This is a genomic window from Pseudomonas japonica, from assembly GCF_013522925.1.
Taxonomy (GTDB): domain Bacteria; phylum Pseudomonadota; class Gammaproteobacteria; order Pseudomonadales; family Pseudomonadaceae; genus Aquipseudomonas; species Aquipseudomonas japonica_A.
Genome location: NZ_JAAMQU010000019.1, coordinates 1 through 11,524, shown reverse-complemented (window position 1 = coordinate 11,524; position 11,524 = coordinate 1). Strand labels below are relative to the sequence as shown.

At 53.6% G+C, this 11,524-nt stretch carries 10 protein-coding genes; 6 read left to right on the top strand and 4 right to left on the bottom strand.

The features are described 5' to 3' along the window. Positions 1-981: 981 nt before the first annotated feature. The 3 genes from G7016_RS22705 to G7016_RS22695 all read right to left on the bottom strand — a co-directional run bounded on the left by G7016_RS22705 (position 982) and on the right by G7016_RS22695 (position 4,281). On the bottom strand, positions 982-1,398 hold the full coding sequence (locus G7016_RS22705; RefSeq protein WP_181117979.1) for a hypothetical protein: 417 nt from the start codon (positions 1,396-1,398) through the stop codon (positions 982-984). A gap of 344 nt (positions 1,399-1,742) precedes the next feature. Then, positions 1,743-3,323, bottom strand: a complete 1,581-nt coding sequence (locus G7016_RS22700; protein WP_181117978.1) for a hypothetical protein — start codon at positions 3,321-3,323, stop codon at positions 1,743-1,745. A gap of 13 nt (positions 3,324-3,336) precedes the next feature. Then, the gene (locus tag G7016_RS22695; RefSeq protein ID WP_181117977.1) at positions 3,337-4,281 is read right to left on the bottom strand and encodes a hypothetical protein; all 945 of its coding nucleotides are present in this window, start codon (positions 4,279-4,281) and stop codon (positions 3,337-3,339) included. A 265-nt stretch (positions 4,282-4,546) separates the two neighbouring features. On the opposite strand from G7016_RS22695, the gene G7016_RS22690 reads away from it, so the two are divergent. The 5 genes from G7016_RS22690 to G7016_RS22670 all read left to right on the top strand — a co-directional run bounded on the left by G7016_RS22690 (position 4,547) and on the right by G7016_RS22670 (position 9,700). Continuing rightward, positions 4,547-4,705 (top strand): hypothetical protein, encoded by a 159-nt coding sequence (locus G7016_RS22690; protein WP_181117976.1) that lies wholly within the window; start codon positions 4,547-4,549, stop codon positions 4,703-4,705. A gap of 2 nt (positions 4,706-4,707) precedes the next feature. Continuing rightward, complete coding sequence (locus G7016_RS22685; RefSeq protein WP_181117975.1) at positions 4,708-5,355, top strand: hypothetical protein; 648 nt, start codon at positions 4,708-4,710, stop codon at positions 5,353-5,355. A gap of 316 nt (positions 5,356-5,671) precedes the next feature. Then, positions 5,672-6,607 carry a hypothetical protein gene (locus G7016_RS22680; protein WP_181117974.1) on the top strand — a complete coding sequence of 312 codons (936 nt, stop codon included), beginning with the start codon at positions 5,672-5,674 and terminating at the stop codon, positions 6,605-6,607. Positions 6,608-6,629: 22 nt separating this feature from the next. Further along, positions 6,630-6,941 carry a hypothetical protein gene (locus G7016_RS22675; protein WP_181117973.1) on the top strand — a complete coding sequence of 104 codons (312 nt, stop codon included), beginning with the start codon at positions 6,630-6,632 and terminating at the stop codon, positions 6,939-6,941. Between the two features lie 665 nt (positions 6,942-7,606). Further along, positions 7,607-9,700 (top strand): M10 family metallopeptidase C-terminal domain-containing protein, encoded by a 2,094-nt coding sequence (locus tag G7016_RS22670; RefSeq protein ID WP_181117972.1) that lies wholly within the window; start codon positions 7,607-7,609, stop codon positions 9,698-9,700. Positions 9,701-9,922: 222 nt separating this feature from the next. Here the strand turns inward: G7016_RS22670 and G7016_RS22665 are convergent, their stop codons facing one another. Beyond that, positions 9,923-10,237: a hypothetical protein gene (locus G7016_RS22665; protein ID WP_181117971.1), complete on the bottom strand. Its 315-nt coding sequence runs from the start codon at positions 10,235-10,237 to the stop codon at positions 9,923-9,925. 223 nt (positions 10,238-10,460) lie between these two features. Between G7016_RS22665 and G7016_RS22660 the strand changes: the two genes are divergently transcribed. After that, the gene (locus G7016_RS22660; RefSeq protein ID WP_181117970.1) at positions 10,461-10,820 is read left to right on the top strand and encodes a histone-like nucleoid-structuring protein, MvaT/MvaU family; all 360 of its coding nucleotides are present in this window, start codon (positions 10,461-10,463) and stop codon (positions 10,818-10,820) included. Positions 10,821-11,524: the final 704 nt, after the last annotated feature.

The following is an 11,524-nucleotide window of genomic DNA, read 5'->3' as shown; positions in this document are numbered from 1 at the left end:
GCCCTTTGCAAGCAGCAACACCTGACCAATTCTGTTGAAAAAGTCGACTTTTCCAAACTCGTGGAAAACTGGTCGATCGAAGCCTTAGCTGCGTGCTGCTATGTGAAATCGCAGGTTTGACAACTCTGCGAAGACTCTGGATTTCAATCTCAGTCGCTTAATTCTTTGCCAAAGAGGCCGAGGTCAACTGTTCTAAAAAGAATCGAACCATAGCTGCCGTTCCCGTTGGTAGAACTTGCCAGAAGCAGCCATTGCTACAACCTCTAGACTAGCGTGGTTCACTTCGTATATGTGTAATCGTAGTTGTGTGAGCAAGGCACACTACATGCGTTGTAGTACTCTAAACCACTGCCTGTGGAGAGCAAATGTAAGTTTTTGACAAGGATCTGAAGTTATATGGCATTTGAGGCCAAAAATACCGCAGGTTCGGCTGGGACGGTACGATCTTTTTTCATAAAGCTGGATGAAGATCTACGGCTATGTCTGCACGACAATTCAGAACAGCTCGAATATATCCTAAATACATTGTCGTCTAGATATGCCGCAATCATGCTAGGTGCCGTTTGGCTGGAAGTTTACCGTGGCGGAGGTCTGCTTCAAATATATTTTGTTTAAAAGTCGCCCTGAGAATTGCAGAAGAAAATCCAAGCGTTCCAGTTTGTAAGCCGCGCTACTCGCTAAAATCGATAACCTGGATTTTACGTAGCAATGCTGATACGGGTGAAATTTTGGTGTCATCGCGACCCGGTCTGCCTCGGCTATTGACAGTCCTAATGCAAAGATGCAATTTATAAAGCAGTTGTTCAACTGGCTCAAGCAAAAGCTTCGGCTTTGTACCCGTCATGACAAAGCTTGCCAGAAGATTCAGAGCCATGATCACACTGGCTTGGTCGAGAAATGCCTGAGTACAGACTTTTCAAGCAAACCCTAATGTTGAATAGATATTTTGAAACCCCCTACTAACTCAAAACTTAGCGCTAATTAGGTTTTGCTGCCTTCTCCTACCCAGAGGATTATTCTCTTGAAAAATCTTATCAAACTTCCAACCACGGCTACGTTTAACCTCATCAATCTTCTAGCGCAGGCTACGCAAAGTTTCATCAGCCTAGAACCAAAAACTGCACAAATCTTTAGCAACCTCCATGGCCAGAATGCGCCAAACCTCATCAAGTTCCAAGCCAAGACCGCACCAAAAATAATGCCAAGCAGCCCAAATTTGAAAGCTGGCTGTTGCCATTCATATTCGCGACCAAATAGCAAATGATTAATCCAGCGCGCACCTAAATGGTAAGGCGTATCCCAAGTCGTTAAAAACGAGATAACGGAAGCGAAGAGAGATATTAAAAGGATAACAAATCCAACTCTATTTATCGGGTATTTAAATCTTTCCAAACGCATTATGAGATCTCCTTGATTGATTTTAATAACTACCTAAGTCTTAAGGTGAGGCGGCCATGACACTGAAGATAGTAGGTTGACGGCAGCAGAAAGTCTTTCTTGAGACGTAATCGGCCTTCTAATTAAGCTAAAGAGTGATAGGTATTGGGCTACTGAGAGCTCTCGTCTCCCACCGTACTTGGACGGCCAAGTTCCTCATGCTAAGCATCTGTGCTGAATAACCCCATCGCTTACCTATCAGCTACCTAAGGATATCTTAAGATATAAACATATACGCGAAATTTTACGTAATCAAACGGGCAGGAAAGCACCTCATGCCCGTCTGACTGCTGCAGAGTTGTGGATCAAGCCTTAATCATATAACTCTCGATGTCCTCGATAATCCTCAACGACTGTGCCACCTTGCCGTCAATTTCAGCGTCCAAACCGGCAATCACAGTTTTGGTCCGTTCGGCCTTGATCACTCCCAGAAGGTCCATCTTGTCGATCAGGTAGCAGACAAATGTCATGCAGAAGGCGGTCATTCCGCCGACTAACACGGCGGTAAGCACCGGCGCGAACGGTATGAGCGAGGGGACGCCCATTATCAGCTTTTCGGCCATCTCTTCCAGTGCAACCCCGCCGATTACCACGCCACCAACCGCTAGTAGCTTAAGAGCTTCATGCGCGGCCTGGTTGAAGGTCAGATCTTCAGGCGGGAAGATCATTACTTTGAGGGCTTTGAGCAGGGAGAAGACGCCCTCGCGGATCATGCGAACAGCCCGCTTTCCGGTGGTGACGAACATGTTGATGAGCATGGTGATGGCGTTGGACACGAAACCGGAGATGAAGCCGCCGGTAAAGCCCTTGACAAGATTTTCCCATTTTGAGGCCACTCGTGTGCCCGCCCTTTTCAAACGGACGGCTAGTTCATCCAGTATGGAATTGCTGTGGCGGCCGTTCATGTAGAGGTCTTTGATTTCGTCGAAGGCGGCGGTGAAGATTTCGATCATCAAGAGGCCGAAGGCTTGTTGTGCGCCCATTTTCAGGCCTTCGCTGACGCCGGTGATGGCGGCGTTCTTCGAATAGAACTGGGCTTTTCGGCCCAACGTAGGCGCATGATTCTCGGCCGTCTCCTGACCTCGCTTCACAGTGGCGTTCAACCGGTCCCGGTCGATGTTGTAATGTTCTTCATTAGTCACCGTACGGCTGTCCGCCGTGGTATCAGCCCATTCGGTCTTTTCGGTATCGGACATCGAACTGTTGATGGAGCGGTCTGTGGAGACCAAATTTCCGGTATCCGTACTGAAATCAGCCTTCTCTGTAGGGGAGAGCATAAAACCCCCGTTTTTATGAAAAGCCGAATTGGAAACGATGTGATCGGGGCTGGAGTCTGAACCTTTGATTCGTTCACCCGTGTATCCATCGATCAGATAGCCGTCAGCATCAAGTTGGCCTTGGGTGAAGGTACTGCCGGCCGAGTGTTTACCGCCTTGAAATTTTTTGCCTTCGCTATTGGGAGTATTGGTGTAGTCATCCCGTCTGTACTCATCCTGCTCTCGGGCATAAATCTTCTGCCCAGCATTATGAATAGTAGTCACATTCCCGCCCACCTTGTCGTGAACGGCGATGACCTTACCTAGCCCCAGGGGCCCTGCTATAGCACCGATCACATCGCGCCGGCACTTTTGCAGCATTGTTTCGAGTCGAGCTGCCTCGAAGCCTTGCTCCAACTCCCGGATCAGTCGATCCGCTTCAGCTGAAGTATCAGCGATGTCCATCGATAGCACCGACAGATAACCCAGTGACGATAATCGGGATGCATCTGCCTCTGCGCTGAGCAGAGTCGCGACGGCTTCGGGTAATGCGGCGCTGTGAATCAGCGGCCGCCCTTGTACAGCGGCGCGCAGGGCCTGCTGTTGCTTGAATAAATCGAGCTTGCTCATAGGGGTCCCTTCCTCAGGCGGCTTTCAGCTCATTCCAAGCTTGCATGAAGACATTTTCGGCGGGCAGAACTTGCCCATCGGAATGCACGACTACCTGGATGATTTCATCGAACACCGGCATGTCGATTCCGGAGTCGTGCGCCAATTTGAACGCCATGCGCAAGCTGGGAGGCGTCTCGTAGAGATCAGTGATCTGGGCAATCACCGACGCAGGCAGTGCGGCGGCAGAAAGTCCGGAGATGAACATCTCGATGTTCTGCTTTTCGGCATCACAGATCTCGCCGTCGCAGTTGGCCGCAGCGATTGCTACCGCTTGCATCGCGACAATGCCGTCAAAAAACTTGCCTGCACTTTTCAGTTCGGTGAACAGCAGTTGCAGCTTCTGGCGAAGCTGCTCGACCACCGCTGCGTTGTCCGCTTTGCCTTTGGCGTAGCCTTGTTGTTCGTACTGTTCTCGCTTAGCGGTGTCATCGCCTACATGCGCGCCGATCACAGCGCCTGCGACGCCAGCGCCGACTGCAGCCGCAACAGCGCCCCCGCCTGCCAATGAGCCCGCCAGGCTGGCGGCGCCCAACAGGGAACCCCCTCCGGTGAACGGTACCGCTGCCACGGCAGCAACCCCGATGACGGCGCCGCCTGCGATGGCCCAGTAGTTCAACGAGCCATCTTCATTTTCCAGCTTGGTGCCCAAGTCGCTGGCGAAGTTTTTCGACGCATCGTAAGCCTCGGAAGCAGCATCCGACACGGTCTCAGCGGCGCTGGAAACGGTGTCGGTAACCTTATCTGCGGCCTCGATCATGGTTTCGCGGGCTGAGTCGTAGGCTCTGGAAAGCGCGTCGCTGATCGAGGAGAAGATATAAGTCGCACCTGGCATGTCGTCTGCTGCGGGGTAAGCATCGAGTTTTTGCAGTTCACTGTAGGAGCCATCTTCTGCTTGATCGAAAAACTTTCTGAACATGAGCAACACATTCCTTGGTAATCGTGACTGGGATAACGTCTGTGCATGAGGCTTACGTAGAACGACTCGCTCAGACGGCGCTATCCAAGTGTTCGGCTGACGATGGCAAAGGTTTAGGATCCGGAGGAGGTACTATCACTAATTCAGCGGGCGGGATGGAGTCCTTTGCACCGCGCGGGCATGGCTTCCGCTACAGCGACTACGTAGGCGTGAACGCCGAACTGGTGGTGATGAAGAGATCGGGAGTTTCGCGGCTGAAGGTACCGTGCTGGTGGTCACCGACACGCGGGTCGGCGTGAACGAGGACGGCACGGCGCAGGAGGAATACCGCTGCGAAGCCTCGCAGGGGACGACCCTGTGGCTCACGCCTGCGCAGATGGACGACTGGGTCGTCTCCACCGGCAAGACCCGGAGTGGCTTCTGATAATGAATGAGAGTGTGAACCGCGAAGGATTGCCGCAGGCGGTGGACTTTCAGCACACGATGTCGCTCGAGCGCGTACGGCCGACGGCGTTCATGGACGAGACGGACGCCCTCCCCGACCTGGTCCAGGCCCACTCTGACATCGAGGCCGCGGCCATCTGGCTGGAGGTGACCACCGACAACCCCAAGACCCGACGCGCCATGTGCAAGGACGAGCGCTTCATCCTCTGGGCGTTGCATGTGCGCGTCAAGCAGCCCTCGCAGGTCGGCGTCATGGACGGGCGTGCGTACCTGCGCTTCTTGCAGGACCCGCAGCCGGCCTCGGTGTGGGTGTCAGGCACCAAGCGGCTGCGGCAGTACCCGAACTGGCGCCTTGCCGGGCCGTTGAGTCTGGCTTCGCAACACTATGCGCAGGTCCAGCTGGGCAGCCTGTACAGCTGGATGGTCAAGGGCGGCTGGCTCAAGGGCAACCCCGTTGCCCTGGTCAGGAAACCCGAAGCGCCGATCGATCCGATGATCAAGCGGCTGTTGCCCCCGGAAGGCATCGCACTGGCCTTCGAGGTGATCGCGGCTACAAGAAATCCGCTGAAGCGGGCACGGGATCATTTCATGTTCAGTCTTTTTTATCTGACCGGGTTGCGGACCTTTTGAAGCAACGGGCGTGGGCACCGTGCGCCGTTCCACCAGTGGCAACCTGTGGCTAATGGTGCAGGACAAGCGCAACAAGCTAGTTCAAAGCCCAGTCGCCCTTCGAAAGCTGCACCAACCGCCCGAGGCTGTGTGAAACGCTAATTGGAAATTAAGTACGCGTCCTGGAAATTCAGCTGGCCAGCGTGTTCAGGCCTAAAGGTAGCGACGCAAGTAGATGATTAACTGAGGCTTCTCGCTGGACAACCATTCGTTTCGGTAGTATCGGAATGATGATAAATTGCCATTCCTGATGCGAGGAATGCCCAAGGAGGGTTTCGTGAGGAATGGTTTGCTGGTTTCTTGTGTGGCTCTCTCTCTTTCGGGATGTGGAGCCGGTGACGAGGTATATAAGAAGCAGGCCGAGACCCTTCGGGCGGACGTGAAATCTCTCCAGGCGGAGGTATCAGCTGCAAAGGGAAGAATCGCCCAGCTTGAGCAGGAAAACACCACCCTCAAAGAGACTCCTCCAGTATTGATGGCTCAGGTCAGAAAGGCTGTTGATAGTAGCGACGAAGCAGCTGCGAAGGCTGCACTGGCGTTGCTGACTACCCGCTACCCAGACTCACCAGAGGCCGCGACTGGGAATGGCCTCTTGCAGAAAATGGTCAAGGATCGTGAAGCTAAAGAACAGGAAGTCCGCCGCCTGGCGGCTCTTGGGATGAAGGCTATCCCAGTCAAGGGCTCCTTCTCTGCTGACGACAGCGCCGTCACGCTTCAATCAGCTCAAGTAGCTAGCCAGTGGAGCTTCAACGATCACGGTGATGAGTATGAGTACCGGTCAGCCGAGCGAGGCTCTCGGTACATCACGGCAAAGGTAACTTATTCTTCCAAGAGCAAAGACCCACGGCTGGCCCCTCTCATCGTTTACGCATCAAACGGCGGCGAGCTTAAACGGCTTGGCGTCATGCGATTCGAATTTGTTAGCTGGAGCAGTTACGCGACCTTCCTAGGCAACTACCACGACGACGCCAACGATTTTGCTCACAATGCCAGCATCAGATTCTCAATGGGTCTTCAAATCCCTAATGAAGCGATCACTAAGCCGCTGTACATCGTGGCCTCGTCTTCAGGGTGCGCTGATCGTACCTCGGACCGTTTCGGTAACCCACCAGTGAGCTACTCGACCTACAGCTGTAACCAAGCTGCTCCCGAGGTGCTTCGCGCTAGCGATTTTGTCGAAGGAAGATTTGGTATCGTTAAGCGCATTGATTGACTTAGAGATAGGATCTCAGCCTATGAAGAAGGCCTTTATCGCGATAGGCATCACCCTGCTCTGCTTAATCGTCTATACCCAATTTACGATATTCGTGGTACCGCCAATAGGAGCTGTGCCTGAGGGCAGGACAGTCATCATGCTCCGTCTTAATAAAACGAATTTCATCGATAGTGCCGATGCCATGTGTGTTCGCATCCAAGGCTACGTCAGCTTGCTTTGCCGAGGGATGACTATGGCAGGTGTCGTAAACGCTACCACCATCATCGCGCGTCTGCCCTACTCTGAAACCATCTACAAGATAAGCACCGGTGGCAACACCTACGATCGATAGTTCGGCCATGCAGGCTTGAATTATCAGTCCTGCCAGATCTGCCTGGCTACTCTGGTTCCCATGTGTCCGAGGGCATTGATCATGGCCCGGATGAGCCGCTTTAACGGGCTCGCTTGCCGCTGGCTGCGGTGAGCTTGCAGACATTGGATCTTGAATCATCTTTGCGATCTTGCTCCGTGCGCGATTTCGGCGCCCTTTCCGACTCAGCTGACCTCCCAGCGAGGCTGTTACCAAGAAGGCTCGCACTTACCCTATCACCATAAAGCAATAAAGAGGGGAGATGGCTGCCGGGCGGCCCATCAAAATCGCTGGCTAGCCGCTGCAAGGATAAGTCTAAAGGTGACGTCGGCAATTGGGTCAATTCCATGCTGGTGGCAACAAGCGAGATGATTAAAATATCTTATTGCGCGCCTGGGTGCCGACTTTACGAGAACGAAAGCTGGCAATGTTGCGGTGACCGATCCCGTTAAATTGGCAGCCACTTACGGATCACGTTGGCGTTGATGCCGTGATGGATGGCTACGCTAGAAGTCGTCGCTCTGGGTTGCAGGCATTCCTAGACGAGCCATGCAGGCCAAAGGGGCTCTTTACGAAACTCCAGATGGCAATATGCTTGGCCTTGACTACAGTGAGTCATCCAGATGCCGATTGGATGGTTAATTTTGATGACTGCTACTGATACCAATGCTGTGCTTAGCCATACCGTCAGGACTGGCCCAGGTACTGTACAAATTGATCTTAAAGGCGAAACCGACGTTCCGTTGAGCGTTACCACCACTTCGAACGGCCAAATTGTCGTAGGGGCTCAAACAGAACATTTGGCATGGGGCTACCCTGGAGCTCCCGGGGACGAAAGCCTAGGCTATGAATTCGATCACGCCGTTCTTCGTCTCAATGCCAATGGTACCCTTGATAGCAAATTCCATGACGGTGGAGTCGACGTCGTACCCGCTCCGTTCCCTTCGGACGCGTATTATGACAGGACATACGTCCAAGCCGATGGCAAGGTACTGATCGCTACCACTGCCGCTGCATCCTTGAAGCACACCTTGCGCCTTGAGCGGTATAACACCGATGGCAAACTCGATACGGCTTTTGGCCATAGCGGCGTGGTGTTGATCGATACCTCTTACAATATTGAAGGCTTTGATCTTGGTTTGGGTGCAGACGGTGCGCCGTATCTCAGCGCCTCTGGCACCAATCAAGCCACGGTGGTAAAGCTAGATAAAAACGGCTCTCTAATCGATGCCTTCGGTGATGGAGGAGTCTTGACCCTCAGCGCAAGCGCCACGGAGGGGGAGATATTCAGGGCTACACCTACGTACCAACCTGACGGCGATGTGCTGCTTGGTATCTGGTACGTTGCAGATAGCGGCTCAGAAATACCCGCTGAACAAAACACGCTAGCCTTCAAGCTTGAACGTTACAACCCTGATGGCTCCTTGGATCTTGCTTTCGGTGAAAACGGTACCGCTTTCCTCGAGGACGGTGAAGATTTTACGGTTAGCGAAGTCGCAGCCGTGCAAGCTGATGGCAAGATCATCACGTTGGCTAGAGACCTCACGTCCGGCTTCCTGGCCAGGTTCAAAACCGACGGGTCCTTGGATAGCACTTTCGGAGACGGAGGAAAGGTAACACTCGAGATGGGGTGGCCGAACGAGTTGGGGGTCCAAGCGGATGGCAAAATCCTGGCTATCGGGAACCCCGATGGGGACATCCATATCGCTCGATTAAATGCGGATGGTAGCCTTGATACGAAGTTTGGCAGCAGCGATGGAAAGCTTCACATCGATGGGTACCTTGGTGAGGAGATCCTTCGAGGTACGGATGCTGCTGAAGTCATTCGCGGCTTGGCTGGTAACGATGTCCTGCTGGGGAACGGGGGCAAGGATGTGCTACAAGGAGGGGCCGGCGCAGACATTTTCCGTTTTACCCAGATTAGTGACAGTTACCGGACTACATCGCAAACGAACAGTGACCGTATCCTGGACTTTGATGCGCATGCAGATCGTATCGACCTAACCAAGCTTGGCTTCACGAGCATAGGTGATGGCCGAAACGGCACCCTGTCGGTGCAGGTCAGTGCTGACGGCTCCAAGACCTACCTCAAGAGCTATGAGGTCGATTCTTCCGGGAAGCGTTTCGAATTGGCGCTGGACGGGAATTTTTCTGAAGAACTCAACAGCACCAACGTAGTTTTTTCGGCACCCACCATCCAGGGTACCTCGGGCAAAGACACAATCACTGGTTCTGCTCTTTCCGAAATAATTTTCGGCTTAGCCGGAAATGACAAGATCAATGGCGGGGCCGGAGCTGACGTGATTATTGGCGGTGCAGGGGCCGACCACCTGAATGGTGGGGATAGGGTCGATATTGAGTTGCATACCTACCCAAAGGAAGATGCCGACGTGTTCCTCTACACCTCTATTGATGACAGCTATAGCACCGCCACGCAGAGCTTCTCAGACCTAATCGTAAATTTCGAAACCTACTACGATAAAATCGACGTTTCGGCCCTTGGCTATACAGGCTTCGGCGATGGGACTGGGACGACGCTGAAGGTAACCTACAGCAGTGCATTGGACAGAACCTACCTCAAGGATCTAGAGGCCGATTCTAAGGGACACAAATTTCAAGTTGCATTGACCGGTGACTGGCTGAGAGAGATCGAGGAAAAGAATATGGTCTTCGCTCCCCAGGCAGAAGTAGGGCTGGTAGGTGTTGCCTTGGAGAACGGTGAGGCCCACTCCGTCAGTTGAGCCGAAAGCATGCGCCAGATGAGCGCTCAGTAGGCGCATGGTGAAAGCGGGATGAGATAGGACAGCCAGCAGCTGGACGTGAAGTCCAGTGTTGGCGTGTTGGCGTGTTGGCGTGTCCGCATGATAGCCGACAGATCAATCTACCGGCGTTGAGGCAACCCCTGGGACCTCAAGGAAGCAGAGGGCTGAGCCGTCTATCCAAAGCGAAGAGCGCTTGCGCTATCAGTGGGTTTGCATGCGAAAGCCTTCTACCTCGGATGTAGGGCCTAGTGGACCCCATCCCAGCTGCTGCGTTATACCTGCGCTTAGCTGATGCAATTGCTCCACGTAACGTCGCCCTTTTGGCAGCAAGGTAACCTGGTGACCTTCATTCCGGGCGGAGCTGACCTGGATATATCCCGAGACGACGAGCGTTCTCAGCACCTCCACTTCGGCTATGACGATAGCGTGCCAATTTCCTATGGAAATCAGCTTGAGCACCCTGAACTCCTTTTCCTCATAGGCCTTCATATCAACTCCTTCTGATAGTCGATTCATGGTAGCTCCTGGCCACCTTTCGTGGCCATTGCTTTTGCATCAGGTTGTCGGAGCCGTCAGCAGAAGGTCTTTGGACGACTCAATAGCGTTCATTGGCGAATGGATGTTAAGTCGCGCAACGTATGAGGAGTTGCAGGATAGGGGGAAATGTCTGCTCCCCATTGCTATCAGAGAGAAGGGATCAACCTTATACTGGACGTTAATACACTCATTGGATGAACACATGTCCCGCCTTGCAGAATACCGTGCCCTGGAACAGAAACTGGCGGCTCAACTCGCCGAACTTGAAAGTCTGAAGAATGACAAAGGGCTGCAGCGCGAGGTTGAGTTCGAGCAAAAGCTGCGGGAATTGCTAGATGAATACGGCTTTAGCCTCAGACACATCATCGCGATCCTTGATCCCCAAGCCTCGCAGCGTTCCACCCCTGAAGCGAGACCCTCAACGCGCAGAGCCCGTCAGGTAAAACGCTATAAGCATCCGGATTCCGGCGAGATCGTGGAAACCAAGGGCGGCAATCACAAGACGCTCAAGGCCTGGAAACAGGAATACGGTGCAGAGACAGTCGAGTCCTGGCTCGAGTAACGCCCGGCAGTCTCAAGCTGAGCTTTGGTCTCTCCGAAGCTCAGCCAAGCTTCTACACCTAGTACCTCCCCGGCCTTAGCTTTGGCCAGTCGCCGTATGCCCGTTGAGCAGGTGCTTCCTGGCCAGGTTGAATGAAACCCTGCCTCCCTCCCCCGCTACGTTTCAAATCCCGGAATCCGCCATGGCCGAGGACTGTCTGGTTGCGCTTGAGCTTAAGACCCTTCAGCTCACAGCAGATCGGGATCCCCTCCGCGTGACAGCAGCTTTCGCGCTCACCGCTACTCAAACGCCCCCATTCACAATATGTGAATTGGGCAAAATCGACCCTCAGGTTCAATAGGCGCAAGGCTGCCCTACCCTTCTGAACGTCCGAGCCGGCGACCTGTCGCCTGGGGCTGGTACGCATACAGTGATCTGGGCGAAGAAGAATTCGCCGTCGCTGTGCGCCAGCGCTTGAGAGGACACTGCGTCTGTTAATAGTTGGAGGCAGTGACTATGCCATTCCTCCTGCTGCCGCAGTGCTACGTCGAGGACACGGTCGAGGCGTCTGCAGAGCTCAGCTTGGCCAGGCCCTGCCAGTGTAGTGGTCAACTAATCCCGGACACTGAATTGAGTTTTTCCTCAGCGACCGCCGGCGCTAGCCCTTCGTTGAACTGATGCGGTCGCCGCCAGTTGTATCGCTCCATCAGGAACCGGCTGATATC

What these genes read in the sequence shown, in the direction of transcription:
- G7016_RS22705 (WP_181117979.1), bottom strand. Translation starts at nt 1,398, where the DNA reads ATGCGTTTGGAAAGATTTAAATACCCGATAAATAGAGTTGGATTTGTT.
- G7016_RS22700 (WP_181117978.1), bottom strand. Translation starts at nt 3,323, where the DNA reads ATGAGCAAGCTCGATTTATTCAAGCAACAGCAGGCCCTGCGCGCCGCT.
- G7016_RS22695 (WP_181117977.1), bottom strand. Translation starts at nt 4,281, where the DNA reads ATGTTCAGAAAGTTTTTCGATCAAGCAGAAGATGGCTCCTACAGTGAA.
- G7016_RS22685 (WP_181117975.1), top strand. Translation starts at nt 4,708, where the DNA reads ATGAATGAGAGTGTGAACCGCGAAGGATTGCCGCAGGCGGTGGACTTT.
- G7016_RS22675 (WP_181117973.1), top strand. Translation starts at nt 6,630, where the DNA reads ATGAAGAAGGCCTTTATCGCGATAGGCATCACCCTGCTCTGCTTAATC.
- G7016_RS22670 (WP_181117972.1), top strand. Translation starts at nt 7,607, where the DNA reads ATGACTGCTACTGATACCAATGCTGTGCTTAGCCATACCGTCAGGACT.
- G7016_RS22665 (WP_181117971.1), bottom strand. Translation starts at nt 10,237, where the DNA reads ATGAATCGACTATCAGAAGGAGTTGATATGAAGGCCTATGAGGAAAAG.
- G7016_RS22660 (WP_181117970.1), top strand. Translation starts at nt 10,461, where the DNA reads ATGTCCCGCCTTGCAGAATACCGTGCCCTGGAACAGAAACTGGCGGCT.